The organism is Nocardioides houyundeii, assembly GCF_002865585.1.
In the GTDB taxonomy this organism is placed as follows: domain Bacteria; phylum Actinomycetota; class Actinomycetes; order Propionibacteriales; family Nocardioidaceae; genus Nocardioides; species Nocardioides houyundeii.
The window spans coordinates 3,528,494-3,544,636 of sequence record NZ_CP025581.1 but is presented as its reverse complement, the minus strand read 5'-3'; the positions used below and the strand labels follow the sequence as shown (position 1 = coordinate 3,544,636).

The following is a 16,143-nucleotide window of genomic DNA, read 5'->3' as shown; positions in this document are numbered from 1 at the left end:
CGCGAGGGAGCAGCGGGAGGAAGGTCAGCCCTTCTTCTTCGGCAGCCCCTTCAGCTTGAGCACCACACCGGCGTGGTCCGAGGGCCACAGGCCGGTGGCCGCGTCCCGGTCCTTGAGCTCGTCGCCGGTGACGTCGCCCTTCTTCACCGTCAGCGGCTTGCCGTCGGGGGTGCGGGAGAGCACCAGGTCGATGCGGTGGTCGAAGCCGGCCGCGGTGGCGTCGTTGACCAGCTCGGAGAGGCCGAACGTCCAGCCCTTGCGCGCCGGTGCCCACTCCAGCCACTGGTCGGTCAGGCCGGCGTCCTTGGTGAGGTAGTCGTACGGCGCGCTGTTCGCGACGGTGTCACCGGTCGAGACCTTGTCGTTGCGCGGGTCGGAGTTGCAGTCGCAGACCATGATGGTGGTCTTCTTCGGCTTCACCAGCGTGGTGTTGAGCTCGGTCGCCTGGGCGAGGGCCAGGTCCGAGCCGGCCGACTCCAGGTGGGTGTTGATGAACCGGAACTGGCGCTTGCCGGACTTGAAGTCGACGTACTGCCAGCCGCGGTCGAAGTTCATCGGCAGCACGCCACCGAGCTTGACCTCCAGGTTGGAGGTGTAGATCCCGTCGTCGGACTTGAGCACCTTGCCCGAACCCACGCGGCGCAGGATCACGTCGCGCATGGTCAGCCGGATGTCGCGCTTGTTCTGCTGCGCGGCGTCCCAGGCGGGTGCCTCCACGTCGGCGCGCTCCCCGACCACCGCGACGCGGTACTTCGCGCCCGAGGCCTTGAGCTCGGCCTTGAGCAGGGCCAGGAAGTCGTAGCTGACGGTGGTGGAGTTGGGCACCGCCAGCGTGGTGCCGAAGCCGGTCTCCACCGGGCCGGTGCGCCACAGGGCGACCTCCTGGAGGCCGACCAGGTCGGGCTTGGCGCGCTTGATCTCCTTGGCCAGCAGCTTGGCGCGCAGCGGGAAGTTCGTCGCCTCCACGGTCGCCCAGGTCGAGTCCGCGGAGACCGCGACGGCGTTGAGCACCCCGGGGAGGTCCTTGCCGGCGGCGAGCGCCTCGTTGGCGGCCTGCACCGGGCGGAAGATGTCGCCCCCGAGGTAGATGTTGCGGGTCATCACCGTGACCGGCTTGTCGCCCTTGGCCTTGGCGGGCTGGGCGGGCTTGGCGGCTCGCTGCGTCGGCTCGGCCGAGTGGGCCGGGGCGACGGCGGCGGCGCCGAGCGGTGCCAGCAGCAGTACGGCCAGCGCGCTGCTGACGCGGGGGTGGATCCTCATGTGTTCTCCCAGGGTTCGTGTGACAGGTGCTGATCTTGCGTCACGAAATCTGTGGTGTCCATCACCGATCGCAGGCGATCCTCAGGTCCGGTGACGCCTGGCCGATGGGAGGGGCGTGAAGGGGTCCGGACTGACGCTCGTCCCGGAGTCGATCGACGCCGAGACGACCGATCCGCGGGTGGCTGCCGTGCTCGAGGTGCTCGCCGGCTCGCCCGCCGGCGACGTCGCCCAGCGAGCGGGTGTGGACGTCGCGGTGCTGCACCGCTGGCTGCACGCCTTCGTGGACGCCGGCACCGCCGCGGTCACCAACCGTCCCGCTCCCGACGTCGCGGCCCAGCGCGACCGGTTCCTCACCGCCTTCGCCCACGAGCTGCGCACGCCGTTGACCGTGGCCCAGGGATGGGTGGCGCTGCTGGCCGACGAGGACCTGCCGGCAGGCACCGAGCGCACGGTGGCCCGGTTGGCCGACGCCCTGAAGCGCCTGGCTCAGCGCGTCCTCGACATGGAGCTGCTGGGTGCCGCCTCCCTGGGACGGCTGCGTACGTCGCCCCGCCGGGTCGCGCTCGCCGACTGCCTGATCGGTCTCCCGGGCCTGGATGCCCACGACGTGCTGGGCCTCGGCCCGGACACCGAGGTGCACGCCGACCCGGCTCTGCTCTCCCTGGTGCTGCGCGACCTCCTGACCTCAGCCCGCCTGCCGCCCGCACCCCGGTCGGTGCGGCTGGAGGCGCTGGCGGTGCCGGGCTGGGTCGAGGTGCGGGTCGTCCGGGACGCCGACCCGATCGCGCCGCCGGTGCTGCAGGCCCTGTTCGACCCGTTCGACGTCAACGACGACGCCACCGGCGTGACCATCGGGCTCTACCTGGCCCGCGCCCTGGTGGTCGCGCAGGGCGGCACGCTCGGGGTCGACCAGGACGAGGCCGGAGCCGCCTTCTGGGTGCGGGTCCCCAGCGCCGCCGACCGGGCGGCCGCAGACCCCAGACGTGATCCGATGATGTTCGACGACGATGGAGAGACCAGATGACCTTCAAGCTCGCCTGCGGTGACGTGATGCCCGGCTGCGCCGCCCGCTTCGAGAACACCTCCCGCGAGGTGCTGCTCGCCGACGTCGCCGCGCACGCGGCGGCCGACCACCAGATCACCGTGCTGACGCCGGAGGTGGTCCAGGCCGTCGAGGCCCGGATCGTGGTCACCGCCTGACGTCCCGCCCTGCCCCGACGCACCGCTCAGCGCAGCGTCGTACGCACCGTCATGCTCAGCAGGTCCACCGCGACGCACACCGCGATCAGGGCGAGGATGGTGCTCGCCATGCCCGGGTAGTCGAACCCCGCCCGCTGCTGCTCCAGCAGCCGCCCCAGCCCGCCGGCCCCGACGATCCCGACGACGACCGTCTCGCGCACCGTCACCTCCCAGCGGTAGAGGCTGTAGGCGATCATCTGGCCGGCCGCCGCGGGCACCGTGGCGTAGGCGAACGAGACCGGCGCGGAGGCGCCGAGGGCGCTGAGCGCCTCGCGGGGACGGCCGTCGAGGTCCTCGACCACCTCCGCGAAGAGCCGGCCCAGGATCCCGAACGTGTAGATGCCGAGCGCCAGCGCCCCGGGCAGCGGACCGGGGAACACCACGAAGAGCACCAGCAGCGCCCACACCGGCGGGGGGATGGCGCGGGTCAGGAGCAGCAGCTGCCGGGCCACCCAGCCCAGGACCCGGCCGGCCGGCGACCTGCTGGTCCGCGCCGCGACGAGCGAGACGGCCACCCCCAGCGCCACCGCCAGGGAGATGGCCACCACGGACATCTGCACGGTCTCCACGGACCGGGAAGCCAGCTCCGACCAGCCACCGGCTGGCAGCTGCGGGGGGAGCATCTCCTCGGCCAGCCGGGCGAAGAGGACTCGGGTCCGCTCGGTGGCCAGCGACCCGGGATCGGGCGCCAGGCTCCACCAGGAGGCGACCGCGAGCAGCCCGAAGCCCACCCCGGAGAGCCGCCAGGCGCGACCGCCCCAGGAGCGGCGCAGCAGCGCTCCCCACCGGTCCACCAGCCCACCCAGGACGACCAGGGCGAGGATCGAGGTCCACATCTCGCCGTACTGGAGGCCGGCGAAGCTGAGGCTCAGCTGCAGTCCGAGCCCCCCGGCGCCGATCATCCCCAGGATCACCGCCGAGCGGATGGAGCACTCGAACCGGTAGAAGGCGTACGACGTCAGGCCGGGGACCAGGCCGGGCGCCAGGCCGTAGGCCATGGCCGTGACGCGCCCGGCGCCGGCGGCGCGCAGCAGGTCGTACGGCGCGTGGTCGGCCTCGTCGAGCATCTCGGCGTACACCTTCGCGGTGATCGCCCCGAACGGGATGGCGATGGCCAGGACCCCCACCAGCGGGTCGCGGCCCAGCACGATGAGCAGCAGCAGACCCCACACCGCCTCGTGCACCCCGCGGGGCAGGGCCAGGGTCACGCGGGTCAGCAGCAGCCCGGCGCGGCGCAGCACCCGCTCCGGGGTCGAGGCACCGGCCGGCCGCCACCAGGTCTGGCTCAGCGCCGGTGCCAGCGCCAGGCCCACGGCCACCGACAGCAGGGTGCCGAGCACGGCGAAGGCGAGCGTGGTCAGCGTCGCGTCCCAGGTGGCGCGCAGGAAGTCCGGAGAGGTCTCCGGGGTGAGGGCATGTGCCCAGAACTCGATCAGCGCGGCGAGCCCACCGGAGTTGAGCACCCCGTCCCGGTCCGAGACGAAGGAGCGCACCGACCAGAGCACCGACAGCACCCAGAGACAGAGCCACGCCAGGCGGACCCGGCGTCGCCGTGCGGCGGCGGAGCGCCCGGGGCGGGCCGGCCGTCCCGGACCCGCGGTCGCTTCGAGCGCCGAGACGGCACCCAGGTCGACCAGGGTGCGGTCAGGCATCGGCCGCGAGGTCGTAGAGCCGGTCGCGCAGGCCGCGGTCCACGGCCGCCGCCGGCAGGTCGAAGAGCACCCTGCCCTCGCGCAGCCCCACCACCCGGTCGGCGCGGCGCACGGCCAGCTCGAAGTCGTGCAGGCTGACCAGCAGCGTCCGGTCCGGGGTGGCCACGGTCTCGCAGAGCAGCCGCATCACGTCGTCGGCCCGGGCGGGGTCGAGGCTGGAGACGGGTTCGTCGGCCAGCACCAGGTCCGGGTCCTGCACCAGCACCCGGGCCAGGGCGACGCGCTGCTGCTGCCCGCCGGACAGGTCCTCGGTCCGAGCCATCAGCAGGTCGCCGATCCCGGCGCGCTCCAGGGCGGCGCGCGCCTGCTCGACCTCCCGGGGCCGGACCAGGGAGGTCAGCGCGCGCCAGGTGCTCCACCGGCCCAGGTTTCCACCGTTGACGTTGTGGACCACCGCCAGGCGACCGACCAGGTTCAAGCCCTGGTGGATGGTGCCGATCCGACGCCGTACCTGCGCCAGCGTCGCGCCGCTGACCCGGTTCAGCGGCTGGCCCAGCACCTCCACCTCCCCGCTGGTGGGCAGCACCCGCCCGGCGCACAGTCCGAGCAGCGTCGACTTGCCCGCCCCGCTGGGGCCCACGAGGGCCATCCGCTCCCCGCTGCGCACCTCCAGGTCGACGCGATCAAGAGCCGGTCGACCGTCGTAGGTCACCGTGGCCCCGCGCAGGGAGACGACGACCTCGGGCATCAGGAGACGAGTCCCAGCTCGCGGGCGATCTCCTCGATCTGGTCGTAGTTGCTCGCCTCGGTGGGGATCACCGACGTCGCGCCGTACCGCAGGAGCACCTCCTTCTCCTCCGCGGACGAGCCGTCCAGGGCGAGGAGTGCCGCACCGAGCTCGTCGGTGAAGCCCGCACCGAACTGATCGTCCAGGTCGGGACCGGCGATCCAGTGGTAGTCGTGGTACGTCGGGGTGGTGAAGACCACCTGCACCTCGTCCAGGTCCACCGTGCCGGCCGCGGTCCGGGCCTCCCACACCTGGGAGTTGAGCACGCCGGCGTCGTAGGAGCCGGCCTCGACGAGGTCGATCGTCTTGTCGTGGGACCCGGAGAACCCGGGCTCGCCGGCGAAGTCCTCGGCACTGTCCAGCCCGGCCTCGGCCAGCATGTACTCCGGCATCAGCCGCCCGGACGTGGACGACTCGCTGCCGAAGGTGAAGCGGGAGCCCTTCAGCGCCGACAGCCCTTGTACGTCGTCGAGGGGCTCGATGCCGGCGTCCCTCCCGGCGATGAAGACGCTGCGGAACTCCGCGTCGATGTCCCGCTGACCGAGCAGCACCGCGCCCGGGGTCTGGAGCCGAGCCTGCACGCCGGTGAGGCCGCCGTAGAAGACCAGGTCGAGGTCTCCGGCCCGGAACAGGCTGACCGAGGCGGCGTAGTCGGTGACGGGCGCGTACTGCACCTCGACGTCGAGCTCGTTCGCGAGGTAGTCGGCCAGTCCCTCCTCCCGCGCCGCCAGCTCGGACGGCTCCTGGTCCGGGATGGCGCTGATCACCAGCGCCGGCTGGTCGCCGCCGGCGGAGGCGTCGTCGTCGCCGCACGCGGCCAGCAGGGCCAGGGGAGTCACCGCGAGTGCCAGGAAGAGACGGACGTCCATGGGTTCCTCCCGAGAGGATGCTGTTCGACACTCTAGCGATCAGGCCGGATTGCGCCAGGGGCCTCGGAACTGGGCGTGACAGGGTTGTCCCATGCGGGTCACCAGGATCGGGTTCACCCCCTCAAGGGCGGACGGCACGTCGACCACGAGTCGGTGACGCTGAGTGCCGAGGGACCCGTGGGCGACCGGGCCTTCTGCCTCCTCGACCCGGCGGTGGACCGGTGCCTGCGCACGGTCGAGCACCCGACGCTGCTCGCGACCCGGGCGCTGTGGGACGGGACCGTGCTCCGTGCCGAGCTGCCCGGGCGCACCGTGGTCGGCGAGCCCGTGGCGACCGGGGACGTCCGCGAGGTCGACTACTGGGGACGGACCGCCACGGTCGAGCTGGTGCACGGGCCGTGGGCCGCGGCGTACTCGGCGCACCTGGGGCGCGAGGTGGTGCTCGGGCGCGCAGCCCCGGGACAGGTGGTCTTCGGGGCGTCGGTGACGATCGTGACGGACGGGTCGTTGGCGCGGCTCGCCCGGGAGGTGGGCGCCCCGGTCGACGGCGCCCGCCTGCGCGCCACCTTCCAGCTCGACGACGCCGGTGCCCGGCCGTTCGCCGAGGACGAGTGGGTTGGCCGCCGGCTGCGGCTGGGCGCGGCCGAGGTCGAGGTCACCGGCCTGGTGGGCCGCTGCGCGGTCATCGATCTCGACCCCGCCTCCGGCGTCCGGGACCTGCCGGTGCTGAAGGCGCTCGCGGCCCTGCGGGCTGAGACCGGCGGGGTGGACCTCGGCCTGTACGCCGAGGTCGTGGCGCCCGCGCTGGTCCGGACCGGAGACCCGGCCAGCGTGGCGCCGCTGGGGTGAGCGGCTACTTGACGGTGATGCTCCTGGTGTCGGTGAGCGGCTCGCCGCCCTCGCCGCCGGACGGGTCGTCCTCGGCGACCTCGATCGTGTAGTCGCCGGCGGGGAGCCTGAGGTTGAAGCTGTAGGGCGAGAGCGTCATGCCCTCCTCGGCGGTGGTGAAGCCGGACTTCACCTCCTTGCCCTGCGCGTCCAGCACTCGCCACGGCACCGTGGCCTCGAAGGCGTTGGCCTCGCCCGAGACGGTGAGCGGGCTGCTGGTGGTGGTGCCCTCGGCGGGCGTGTCGATACCGACGAAGGCGCGGATCTCGTCGGCCGGGGTGCGGGTGACCGGGGCGTCCCAGGTGACGGCGTTCCACAGCTCGCCGGCGGGCTCGCCGTCGATCAGCAGCTGCACGCCGAGCTCGTCGCCGTAGAGCTGGGTGACGGTCCACACCAGCTGTTGGACCATCAGCTCCGCACCCGGGGCGCCCACGTCGGCGTCCCGGGCCTCGGCGGAGAGGTCGACGTTGATCACGCCGTCGGCCTCGGTGATGCCCAGTACCTTGGTGGCGGGGTTCCAGGTCGAGGAGTAGTCGGGGTCCTCCGGTCCGCTGATCATCGCCGCCACGGCGCCGACGCCCGCCTCGCCGGTCTCGCGCGGCTCCCTGGCCAGCAGCAGCCCGGTGCGGCTCTCGACCGCGTAGTAGACCGGCGTGATGTCGGAGAAGCTGTGCTCGGGGCCCGCCTCCTCGCTGACGCTGGGGCTCGGCGTGGGCGTCGGCGTCGCCGGGGCGCTGGTGCTGGCCGAGGGCGTGGGGTCGCTCGCCTCCTCCGGCTCGTCGTCGCCGCACCCGGTCAGGGCGAGGCCGCCGACCAGGAGCAGGGCGAGCGCCGACGTACGTCGTCGGGCGCGGGCGGTCGCGGTCGAGCTGCGGTACGTCGTCATGGCGACATGCTCGCACCCGGTCCCGGCGTGGCCGGGGAGGTGGCCACTACTCGGTGACGGTGTCGCCGTAGGACTCCACGAAGCGTTCCATCAGGACCAGCAGCTGTTCGGAGTCGTGGTCGCCGAGCGTGGCCAGGGCGGTGCCCACGGTGTCCAGCATCAGGGAGACGTCGTTCTCGAACCGTTCCAGACCCTCGGTGGTGAGCTCGACCAGCTGGGCGGAGCGACCCGGCGCGCGGTAGCGCTGGAGCAGGCCGGCGCTGATGGCGGCGTTCACCTGCCGGTTGACCGTGGACTGCTCCAGGGCCAGCGCCTCCGCGATCTCCCGCAGGGTGCGCGCCCTGCCGTCGGTGAAGAGCCACAGCAGCCGCTGGTCGGCGGCACGCAGGCTGGAGCAGTGCTCCACGATGCGGCGGTGCCGGTCCAGCAGGACGATCAGCTTGGTCAGCCTCGCCGCGGGGGTGCGGGGACGAGGGGTGCGACGGCTCTCCATGGTGCCCTTTCGCGCTCTGCTCCGGGTGTCGGTAGCATACCGAGGCTTATGTAAGTTACACATTTTGGTCGGAAGGACCTCATGAACACGCCTCGACCGGGGTCCGCCACGGACTCCGCCCTCTCCGCGACCGGCGCCAAGCTGGTCGTCCTGGTGCTGTGCCTGGGCAGCCTCAGTGCCGCCCTGACCCAGACCCTGGTGATCCCCATCCAGGGCGAGCTGCCACAGCTGCTCAACACCTCGGCCAGCAATGCCTCGTGGGTGCTCACCGCGACCCTGCTCGCCGGGGCCGTGGCGATGCCCGTGACCGGCCGCGTCGCCGACATCGTCGGCAAGAAGCCCGTGCTGGTCGTCTCCGCCTCGATCCTGGTGGTCGGCTCCCTGCTCTGCGCCATCTCCAGCTCACTGCCGGTGGTGCTCACCGGTCGGGTCTTCCAGGGCCTGGCGATGGGCTTCATCCCGGTCGCCATCAGCCTGGTCCGCGAGGTGGCGCCCAAGGAGATGGTCAACACCGCCACCGCCGCCGTCAGCGCGACGATGGGTGTCGGGGGCGCGCTCGGTCTCCCGCTGTCCGCCTGGGTCGCGCAGAACTTCGACTGGCACGGTCTCTTCTGGATGGCTGCCGGCCTGGCGCTGCTGATGGCCGTGCTCTCGGTGCTGCTGCTGCCGCACGTCAAGGACGAGCACCCCGCCCGGATGGACTACGTCGGCGCGATCGGCCTGGCCATCGGCCTGGTCTCGGTCCTGGTCGGCATCTCCAAGGGCACCGGCTGGGGCTGGACGGACGGCAAGACCATCGGCTCCATCGTCTTCGGCCTCGTGGTCCTGGTCCTGTGGGGCGTCTACGAGCTGCGGCACCACGACCCGCTGGTCGACCTGCGCACCACGGCCAAGCGCCCGGTGCTGCTGACCAACATCGCCGCGGTGCTGATCGGCTTCGGCATGATGGCCCAGTCCATCGCCGTGCCCCAGCTGCTGCAGCTGCCCGAAGCCACCGGCTTCGGCCTGGGCCAGTCGATCCTGCAGGCCGGACTCTGGATGGCACCGGGCGGCATCATGATGATGCTGTTCGCACCTGTCTCCAGCAAGATGCTCACCCGCTTCGGCGCCCGCATCACGCTCTCGGTGGGCGCGTTCGTGATCGCCGGGGGCTACCTGGTCGCGGTCTTCCTGACCGCTGCTCCCTGGCAGCTGCTGCTGGCCACCTGCGTGATCTGCGCGGGCGTGGGCATCGGCTATGCGGCCATGCCGACGCTGATCCTGGAGAACGTGCCGATGCACGAGGCAGGCTCCAGCGTGGGCCTCAACGGCCTGATGCGCTCCATGGGTACGACGGTCGCCGGCGCGGTGATGGCCGCCGTGCTCACCGCGCAGACGGTGGACCTGGCACCTGGCGTGACGATCCCCAGCCACGATGCGTTCCGCATCTGCTTCATCATCGCTGCGGCGGCGGCCGCGCTCGGCGCGATCGTGGTGCTGCTGATCCCGCGGAGCGCGCGCGGCGCCTCCGGTCCGGCGGATCTCGGCGTCGACGACGCGGTCGCCGGCACGCGGGTCTGACCGACCTGGGCGGCGTACCGGCGACCTGTCCCGCTAGTTCAGCGGACGCACGTTGTCCGGTACGCCGCCTCCGCGGAGCACCTCCTCGGTCAGCTCCGCCAGGGCGGTCAGCGCCACCCGCTGCGACAGCGGGCCGTAGGAGACCCGGGCCACGCCCAGCTGCTCCAGCCGCTCCAACGGCAGCGAGCCGGGGAGCCCGATCAGCGTGAGCCGCTGCGGGCCGAAGGCCTCCACCATCTCGGTCACCTGCTTCTCGTCGAACAGGCCCGGCACGAAGACCACGGGCGCGCCCGCCGCCAGGTAGGCCTGGCCGCGCTGGATCGCCTCGGCCATCACCTCGCCGGGGTCGCGGTCCCCGGCCTTGACGAAGGCGTCGGTACGGGCGTTCAGCACGAAGTCACGCAGCCCCTCGCGCTCGGCGGCGTCCATGGCCGCCTCGACCTGGCGCACGGCTTCGTCCAGGGGCTTCATCTGGTCCTCCAGGTTGGCCCCCACCACCCCGACACCGATCGCCCGGCGGATGGTCTCCGCGGCGTCGCCGTACCCGCCCTCGAGGTCGGCGGAGACCGGCAGGGTGGTCGCCGAGGCGATCCGCCCGACCTCCTCGAGCATCTCCGCCAGCGGGATCTTCTCGCCGTCCTCGTAGCCGCGGGAGGCGGCGATCGAGTGGCTCGCGGTGGCCAGCGCCGAGGTGCCGGGCACGTCGGCGACGACCTGCGCGGAGATCGAGTCCCAGACGTTCACCACCGTCAGCAGCGTGGGATCGCTGTGCAGCCGCAACAGCTCGGCGGTCTTCGGCTCGCTGCTCGCGTGCAGTTCCTCAGTCATGGGGTCCCTCTCCTCGGTTCCAGCAGGATTCACGACTCTAGTGCGCGCTCGCTGGACCAAGCCGGGCGCCGTGGCGCAGGCTGAAACGCGTAGGGTGAGAAAGTCCGTTCCGTGGCCCCGCAGACTCGGCAGATGGGAGGTGCGCGTGGACGAACCCGAGCCGCTCACCCCGGTGGTGGTCCGGTCCCTGATGGAGGGCGCGGAGCGCTACCGCTCGCTGTTCACCCACAACCCGCACGCGGTCTTCTCCCTCGACCTCCAGGGCTCCTACACCGACGTCAACCTCGCCACCCAGGAGATGACCGGCTACACCCCCGCCGAGATGCGCGGGATGAGCTATCGCGACGTCATCGCCCCCGGCGAGGTCGAGCGGGTCGCGGCCGAGTTCGCGGCCGTGTTGGCGGGCGAGCCGCGGCGGCTGGAGACCTGCATCCGGCACAAGGACGGGGCACTGGTCGAGATCGCCCTGGTCGGACTGCCGGTGGTCATCGAGGGCGACGTGGTGGGCGTGCACGGGTTGGCGGAGGACATCTCGCTGCGGACCCGGACCAGTCGCGAGCTGCTCGAGGCGCGTGAGGCCGCGGATGCCGCGAACGTCGCCAAGTCCCTGTTCGTGGCCAACATGAGCCACGAGCTCCGCACCCCGCTGACCACCATCGTGGCGACGGCGGAGCTCTTGGAGGACACCGGGCTCACCGAGCTGCAGGCGCGGTTCGTCCAGGGCATGCTGCGCGGCGGCAAGCGTCTGGCCCGGCTGATCGAGGACATCCTGGACATCTCCCGGATCGAGGCCGGGGTGCTGACGCTGCAGCCGGCACCCTTCGACCCGCACCTGCTGCTGTACGACGTCTGCTCCTGGGCGCGAGAGCAGGCGACCCGCAAGGGACTGCGCTTCGACCTCGTCGTGGACCCGGGGCTGTGCCGAGGGCTGGTGGGCGACACCCTCAGGCTGCAGCAGATCCTGACCAACCTGCTGGACAACGCGGTCAAGTTCACCGAGCACGGGTTCGTCGAGCTCAGCGCCCGCTCGGCTGCCGCAGCCCCAGGGGCCACGACGCTGCACATCGGGGTGCGCGACTCCGGGGTGGGCGTGCCGTCCGAGCTGTGCCAGAGCATCTTCGACCCGTTCTCCCAGGCCGACCCCTCGGCGACCCGGCGCCACGAGGGCGCGGGGCTGGGGCTGGCGATCTGCCGAGAGCTGGTGGACCTGATGGACGGCGAGCTCTCCCTGACCTCGGCGCTGGGTCACGGCACCGACGTCTCGCTCGCGTTCACACTGCCCACCGCCTCGGCCCCGACTGGCTGAGGTCCGGCAGGACGGCGGCGGTGAGCACCTTGGCAGGATGGTCCCGGGCCGCACACCGGCGGCCTCGGACGAAAGGCGCCAGATGACCGACCCCACCCCCGTCCAGCAGCGGATCGCCTCGGCGCTCGGTGTGGTGGCGGAGATCGAGGCGGCAGCCGAGGCGGAGCGTCGGGTCTCGTTCCTCGCCGACTACCTGACCGGGTCCGGCGCGAGCGGCTACGTGCTCGGCATCTCCGGGGGCGTCGACTCCACGGTGACCGGGCGGCTGACCCAGCTCGCCTGCGAGCGGGCGGGCAAGCGGTTCACCGCGGTGCGCCTGCCGTACGGCGTCCAGGCCGACGAGGCCGACGCGCAGCAGGCGCTGCGGTTCATCGCCGCCGACGAGGTGGTCACCGTGGACATCAAGCCCTCGGTGGACCCGCTGCACGCCGCCACCTCGCCGGCCGGCGGCTACCAGGACGCGGCCAGGGCCGACTTCGTGAAGGGCAACATCAAGGCCAGGATCAGGATGACCGCCCAGTACGCCGTCGCCGGGCGGCTGGGAGCGCTGGTGGTCGGCACCGACCACGCCGCCGAGGCGGTGATGGGCTTCTTCACCAAGCACGGTGACGGGGCCGCCGACATCACTCCGCTCGCCGGCCTGACCAAGGGGCAGGTGCGCCAGCTGGGCCGGCACCTCCGCGCCCCGGACGCGCTGGTGGCGAAGGTCCCGACCGCCGACCTGGAGGAGGCCCGCCCGCAGCTGCCCGACGAGACCGCCTACGGCATCACCTACGCCGAGATCGACGGCTACCTGGTCGGCGAGCAGGTCTCCGACGAGGCGCGTCGGGTGATCGAGACGGCGTACTCCAGGACGGCGCACAAGCGGGCGCTGCCCGCCGCTCCGGTCGCCCTGGGCTGACGCTGAGGACCCTTGACACCGAGGACCGTCCTCGGGACGCTGACCACTCGCAGATCGGCGACGGGGAGGGACCATGGGGAGTGCCTGGGACACCCTTGCATGCTGATGACCCTGGCCTGGGTGCCTGTGGTCTTCGGCTTCCGGCTCCTGCGCAGCGCCCGCCACGTTTAGGCCGGCCACGCGCATGGAAGAGTCGGACCCATCAGAGCTCGTCCGCTTGAGACCGTAGGGGGATGGATGTCCGAGCAGTACCCGCAGTATCCGCAGTACCCGCAGTACCCGCAGGGTGAGGGCAAGGGACCGGCGCAGCTGCCCGAGCGCCCCGCCAGCATCTCCAACGCCGTGAAGCTGATGTACGTCGGCGCCGGCCTGGGCCTGCTGTCCCTGATCATCTCGCTCTTCACCCTGGGCGGGCTCAAGGACACCGTCGAGGAGTCGGTGCGCGAGTCCGACCCCAACGCGACCCAGAGCACGATCGACGCCGCCTACGCGGTCTCGCTCACCATGATCGGCCTGTTCGGCCTGGTCGGGGTGGCGCTGTGGGCGTGGCTCGCCTGGAAGAACGGCCAGGGCCGGTCCTGGGCGCGGATCACCGCGACCGTGCTGGGGGTGCTCAACGTGCTCTCCACCCTCCTGACCCTCAACCAGCCGGGCAGCACGACGACCACCCTGGTCTTCAACCTGGTCTCGGTGGTCCTGGCCGTCGTCATCCTGTTCTTCCTCTGGCGGCCGGAGTCCAGCCGCTACTACGAGGCGGTCACCCGGAGCCGACAGCTGCACTGACGGCTACCTGCGGGCAGCGGCGCAGCGATGCCGCCGCTGCCCGGAGCCGACCGATCAGCCGACCCGGGCGACGTACTCCGGGTGGCCGTAGCCGCGGAGCCTGCGGCGCAGGGTGGCCACGACGTAGCGGTCGGTGACCCGGCCCAGTCCCGGGACCCCGGCGAGCTTGCGGACCACCAGCACCCGCCCGATCAGGAACGGCAGCATCGGGGCGGCGCGCAGCTGGTCTGCCCGGCTGACGTGCACGCCCATCCGCTCGGCGCGCTCGTAGTCGCCTTGCAGGAAGGCCTTGACGAAGGTGATCGTGGCGAAGCTGCGCTCGAACCGCTCCGCGGCCCGGCCCCACGCGCCGGCGTCCGGATGGAGCCGGGCTGCCAGGGTGGCGCGGACCAGCGCCCCGCAGGTGTCGTCGTCGAACGAGCTGCGCAGCGTCGCGGCGCGCGCCTTGAAGACGCGGATCACTCCGTGCGGGTCCTCGGGCAGCAGCTCGACGGGCAGGCCGAGCAGGAAGCAGCGGTAACGGGCCAGCTCGATCATCGCCCGCTCACGCGTGTTGAAGTCGTCGCGCCCGTCCTTCACGGTCGCCACCGACATCAGGAAGCTGCTGATCAGCCCCGCCGGCATCTGGTCCACCTGAGGGATCGGCGAACCGTGCGTATCGTGGTTCCACCGTCCCGAGCGGGTGGCGTGCACCCGCACGGCCGAGTGCATCAACCGCACCATGGCCGCGGCCTCGAAACCGGGACCGTTGCGCGCGGTGCCGCCTGGCAGCACGGTGGCGGCGAAGAACGCGGCCGTCTCCTTGACCCGCCGTGCCGAGGTCTCGCCGGTGAGGGCGCCGGTGATCGCCATCGGCAGCGCGGCGTAGGCGTTGAGGAAGGTGGCCAGGAACGCGCCCCGGATCACGAACGGGGTGAGCAGTGCGGCGTTGATGCGCTCCCACCGGGCACCCTCCTCGACCTGCTCCAGATCGATCCAGTCCGGCCGGTCCTCCATCGCGGCCAGGAAGGCCCGCAGCTCCGGCGGGGCGTCCGGCACCGCCTCGATGCCGTCGCGGCACGCGGTCTGCAGCATGTCGATCAGGCCACGCATCCCGTGCTCCGGCAGGAGCAGGGCGTAGGCGTCCGCCACCGCGTCCCCCAGCCGGGTGGCAGTCACCATCAGGTCCATCAGCTCGGTGTCGGCGAGCAGCTCGCCCCGGTCCACGCCCTTGACGTCGTCGAGGTCGCTGGGGTCGTCCAGGGTCAGGGCGAGCCGTTCCGGCAGGTGCTCGGGGCCGAAGGCGGCGTACATGTCGGGCAGCTGCTCCCGCTGGCGCCGTACCCGGTCCTGCAGTGCTTGGTGGCTCATCGTCAGTCCTCCCGACTGGTTGCCGCCAGCCTAGGGGGAGAGGCGAAGGAGTGGCGGCCGCAACGGTCAGAGCACGCTCACCCCGGCGAACGTCGCCAACGCGACCAGACCCGCACCGGTGACGGTCTGGACCCGGCGATCGACCAGGCACATCGCCGAGAGGAACCCCGGCATGGAGCCGCCGTTGCGGGTGTGCGCGATGGCGAACAGGCTCGGCAGGCAGCGACTGAGGGAGACGAGCGCGAAGAGGGCCGCACCGAGGGCCGGAGAGCCGGCGGCGAGCACGCCGAGCACCAGCAGGTAGTACGCGCTCGACCGGATGAAGATCATGAAGCCCGGTCCGATCAGCGTGCCGAACAGGAACGACACCTTCCACGGCGCCATCGTGCGCCGCAGCTGTCGCGGCAGCTGCCGGCGGCGCATCGGCGTCGACATCCGGACCAGGCCGAGCTCGTGCAGTCCGTACGCCAGCGCGACCACCGCCCACAGCGCGAGGGCCCAGCCCAGGGAGAGAGCCCCGGCGACCAGCGCGCCGAGTGCCCCCAGCAGCGCCCCGGTGGGTACGCCGGTGAGGAGCGAGCCGAGGGCGTGCCAGCCGAGGCGGCGTACCGGCGTGGAGGAGCCGGCGCGTCCCGGCTGCTTGGGCGCGGCGACGACGCCCGCCACGGACATCCCGCAGGTCGACCAGTTGGCCGCCACGGCGGTGAGCACGCCGGCTCCCGCGACGACCGTGGTCAGGGCGGCGGCCCCGGTCGGTGCGGCGACCGCGGCGACGGCCGCCCCGACGGCTGCGGCGCCCGCCACCAGCCCGGCCCTGGTCGGAGTGGGCACAGCCTGCTGGAGCGTGGGCCGGATGGCGGGCACGTCGGTGGCCAGCGGCTCGTGGGTGAGGGACTCGCGAATGAGCATCTGTGTCATGTCTTCCTCCGGGGGTGATGGGATCCGGTCGGATCCTCGGTGGGTTGCTGCACTGGTGCGGGGAATCAGGAGTCGACGACCGTGACGGTGCCGAGCATGTAGGGGTGGATCACGCAGTCGTACTCGTAGACGCCGGGCTCGTCGAAGGTGAAGGACCAGGCCAGCTCGTCGAGGGCTCCGCTGTCGAAGAGCCCCTTGGAGCGGGCCTGGTGGAGCAGCCCGTCGTCGTCGAACCTCCACTCGACGGTCCCGCCGACGGGCACGGTGACCTCGGCCGGGGTGAAGTGCAGGTCCCGCACGACGACCACGGCGTCGGGAGCCGCCGGGGAGTCGGCAGTCGAGGAGTCGGGGGCGCCGCAGCCGGCGAACGCCAGTGCGCTGACCAGCACAGCGCCGGCGCTGGCACCCCTGGGACCCATCGGA

Annotated in this window: 17 protein-coding genes; 7 read left to right on the top strand and 10 right to left on the bottom strand. The window is 72.2% G+C overall.

Annotation, left to right across the window (positions count from 1 at the left end; translation table 11 throughout):
* Nucleotides 1–24: 24 nt before the first annotated feature.
* Nucleotides 25–1,260, bottom strand: a complete 1,236-nt coding sequence (locus tag C0R66_RS17015; protein WP_101525699.1) for a hypothetical protein — start codon at nt 1,258–1,260, stop codon at nt 25–27.
* Between the two features lie 115 nt (nt 1,261–1,375).
* On the opposite strand from C0R66_RS17015, the gene C0R66_RS17010 reads away from it, so the two are divergent.
* Complete coding sequence (locus C0R66_RS17010) at nt 1,376–2,284, top strand: sensor histidine kinase (protein ID WP_101525698.1); 909 nt, start codon at nt 1,376–1,378, stop codon at nt 2,282–2,284.
* Nucleotides 2,281–2,460 (top strand): DUF1059 domain-containing protein, encoded by a 180-nt coding sequence (locus C0R66_RS17005; RefSeq protein WP_101525697.1) that lies wholly within the window; start codon nt 2,281–2,283, stop codon nt 2,458–2,460. The genes C0R66_RS17010 and C0R66_RS17005 overlap by 4 nt, the downstream gene beginning before the upstream one ends.
* A gap of 26 nt (nt 2,461–2,486) precedes the next feature.
* On the opposite strand, the gene C0R66_RS17000 is transcribed toward C0R66_RS17005, so the two are convergent.
* The 3 genes from C0R66_RS17000 to C0R66_RS16990 are packed head-to-tail and all read right to left on the bottom strand — an operon-like array spanning nt 2,487 to nt 5,807.
* Nucleotides 2,487–4,151: a PhnE/PtxC family ABC transporter permease gene (locus C0R66_RS17000; protein WP_101525696.1), complete on the bottom strand. Its 1,665-nt coding sequence runs from the start codon at nt 4,149–4,151 to the stop codon at nt 2,487–2,489.
* Nucleotides 4,144–4,899, bottom strand: coding sequence for a phosphonate ABC transporter ATP-binding protein (locus C0R66_RS16995; protein WP_101525695.1), 756 nt, complete (start codon nt 4,897–4,899; stop codon nt 4,144–4,146). The genes C0R66_RS17000 and C0R66_RS16995 overlap by 8 nt, the downstream gene beginning before the upstream one ends.
* Nucleotides 4,899–5,807: a putative selenate ABC transporter substrate-binding protein gene (locus C0R66_RS16990; protein WP_101525694.1), complete on the bottom strand. Its 909-nt coding sequence runs from the start codon at nt 5,805–5,807 to the stop codon at nt 4,899–4,901. The genes C0R66_RS16995 and C0R66_RS16990 overlap by 1 nt, the downstream gene beginning before the upstream one ends.
* 75 nt (nt 5,808–5,882) lie before the next feature.
* On the opposite strand from C0R66_RS16990, the gene C0R66_RS16985 reads away from it, so the two are divergent.
* Entirely contained in the window at nt 5,883–6,656 is a 774-nt protein-coding gene (locus C0R66_RS16985; protein ID WP_101525693.1) for an MOSC domain-containing protein, read from the top strand.
* A 4-nt stretch (nt 6,657–6,660) separates the two neighbouring features.
* On the opposite strand, the gene C0R66_RS16980 is transcribed toward C0R66_RS16985, so the two are convergent.
* Together C0R66_RS16980 and C0R66_RS16975 are read right to left on the bottom strand one after the other, a co-directional pair.
* A complete protein-coding gene (locus tag C0R66_RS16980) occupies nt 6,661–7,581 on the bottom strand; it encodes a Gmad2 immunoglobulin-like domain-containing protein (RefSeq protein ID WP_101525692.1) in 921 nt (306 codons plus the stop codon).
* A gap of 46 nt (nt 7,582–7,627) precedes the next feature.
* Entirely contained in the window at nt 7,628–8,074 is a 447-nt protein-coding gene (locus C0R66_RS16975; RefSeq protein ID WP_101525691.1) for a MarR family winged helix-turn-helix transcriptional regulator, read from the bottom strand.
* Between the two features lie 81 nt (nt 8,075–8,155).
* On the opposite strand from C0R66_RS16975, the gene C0R66_RS16970 reads away from it, so the two are divergent.
* On the top strand, nt 8,156–9,634 hold the full coding sequence (locus C0R66_RS16970; RefSeq protein ID WP_101525690.1) for an MFS transporter: 1,479 nt from the start codon (nt 8,156–8,158) through the stop codon (nt 9,632–9,634).
* A 33-nt stretch (nt 9,635–9,667) separates the two neighbouring features.
* Here the strand turns inward: C0R66_RS16970 and C0R66_RS16965 are convergent, their stop codons facing one another.
* Nucleotides 9,668–10,462 carry an isocitrate lyase/PEP mutase family protein gene (locus tag C0R66_RS16965; protein ID WP_101525689.1) on the bottom strand — a complete coding sequence of 265 codons (795 nt, stop codon included), beginning with the start codon at nt 10,460–10,462 and terminating at the stop codon, nt 9,668–9,670.
* A gap of 145 nt (nt 10,463–10,607) precedes the next feature.
* Here C0R66_RS16965 and C0R66_RS16960 point away from each other — a divergent pair, with 145 nt between their 5' ends.
* The 3 genes from C0R66_RS16960 to C0R66_RS16950 all read left to right on the top strand — a co-directional run bounded on the left by C0R66_RS16960 (nt 10,608) and on the right by C0R66_RS16950 (nt 13,452).
* A complete protein-coding gene (locus C0R66_RS16960) occupies nt 10,608–11,768 on the top strand; it encodes a PAS domain-containing sensor histidine kinase (protein WP_158648094.1) in 1,161 nt (386 codons plus the stop codon).
* 82 nt (nt 11,769–11,850) lie between these two features.
* Nucleotides 11,851–12,669 (top strand): ammonia-dependent NAD(+) synthetase, encoded by an 819-nt coding sequence (nadE, locus tag C0R66_RS16955; RefSeq protein ID WP_101525687.1) that lies wholly within the window; start codon nt 11,851–11,853, stop codon nt 12,667–12,669.
* A gap of 237 nt (nt 12,670–12,906) precedes the next feature.
* Nucleotides 12,907–13,452: a hypothetical protein gene (locus tag C0R66_RS16950; RefSeq protein WP_101525686.1), complete on the top strand. Its 546-nt coding sequence runs from the start codon at nt 12,907–12,909 to the stop codon at nt 13,450–13,452.
* A 54-nt stretch (nt 13,453–13,506) separates the two neighbouring features.
* On the opposite strand, the gene C0R66_RS16945 is transcribed toward C0R66_RS16950, so the two are convergent.
* The 3 genes from C0R66_RS16945 to C0R66_RS16935 all read right to left on the bottom strand — a co-directional run bounded on the left by C0R66_RS16945 (nt 13,507) and on the right by C0R66_RS16935 (nt 16,139).
* Nucleotides 13,507–14,802, bottom strand: coding sequence for an oxygenase MpaB family protein (locus C0R66_RS16945; RefSeq protein ID WP_101525685.1), 1,296 nt, complete (start codon nt 14,800–14,802; stop codon nt 13,507–13,509).
* Nucleotides 14,803–14,868: 66 nt separating this feature from the next.
* A complete protein-coding gene (locus C0R66_RS16940; RefSeq protein WP_101525684.1) occupies nt 14,869–15,720 on the bottom strand; it encodes a methylamine utilization protein in 852 nt (283 codons plus the stop codon).
* A gap of 65 nt (nt 15,721–15,785) precedes the next feature.
* Complete coding sequence (locus C0R66_RS16935) at nt 15,786–16,139, bottom strand: cupredoxin domain-containing protein (RefSeq protein WP_101525683.1); 354 nt, start codon at nt 16,137–16,139, stop codon at nt 15,786–15,788.
* Between the last annotated feature and the right edge of the window lie 4 nt (nt 16,140–16,143).

Coding starts and splice junctions, on each gene's coding strand:
- C0R66_RS16975 (WP_101525691.1), bottom strand. CDS start 8,074: ATGGAGAGCCGTCGCACCCCTCGTCCCCGCACCCCCGCGGCGAGGCTG.
- C0R66_RS17000 (WP_101525696.1), bottom strand. CDS start 4,151: ATGCCTGACCGCACCCTGGTCGACCTGGGTGCCGTCTCGGCGCTCGAA.
- C0R66_RS16995 (WP_101525695.1), bottom strand. CDS start 4,899: ATGCCCGAGGTCGTCGTCTCCCTGCGCGGGGCCACGGTGACCTACGAC.
- C0R66_RS16970 (WP_101525690.1), top strand. CDS start 8,156: ATGAACACGCCTCGACCGGGGTCCGCCACGGACTCCGCCCTCTCCGCG.
- C0R66_RS16950 (WP_101525686.1), top strand. CDS start 12,907: ATGTCCGAGCAGTACCCGCAGTATCCGCAGTACCCGCAGTACCCGCAG.
- C0R66_RS17015 (WP_101525699.1), bottom strand. CDS start 1,260: ATGAGGATCCACCCCCGCGTCAGCAGCGCGCTGGCCGTACTGCTGCTG.
- nadE (WP_101525687.1), top strand. CDS start 11,851: ATGACCGACCCCACCCCCGTCCAGCAGCGGATCGCCTCGGCGCTCGGT.
- C0R66_RS16965 (WP_101525689.1), bottom strand. CDS start 10,462: ATGACTGAGGAACTGCACGCGAGCAGCGAGCCGAAGACCGCCGAGCTG.
- C0R66_RS16935 (WP_101525683.1), bottom strand. CDS start 16,139: ATGGGTCCCAGGGGTGCCAGCGCCGGCGCTGTGCTGGTCAGCGCACTG.
- C0R66_RS16940 (WP_101525684.1), bottom strand. CDS start 15,720: ATGACACAGATGCTCATTCGCGAGTCCCTCACCCACGAGCCGCTGGCC.
- C0R66_RS16945 (WP_101525685.1), bottom strand. CDS start 14,802: ATGAGCCACCAAGCACTGCAGGACCGGGTACGGCGCCAGCGGGAGCAG.
- C0R66_RS16980 (WP_101525692.1), bottom strand. CDS start 7,581: ATGACGACGTACCGCAGCTCGACCGCGACCGCCCGCGCCCGACGACGT.
- C0R66_RS16990 (WP_101525694.1), bottom strand. CDS start 5,807: ATGGACGTCCGTCTCTTCCTGGCACTCGCGGTGACTCCCCTGGCCCTG.
- C0R66_RS17005 (WP_101525697.1), top strand. CDS start 2,281: ATGACCTTCAAGCTCGCCTGCGGTGACGTGATGCCCGGCTGCGCCGCC.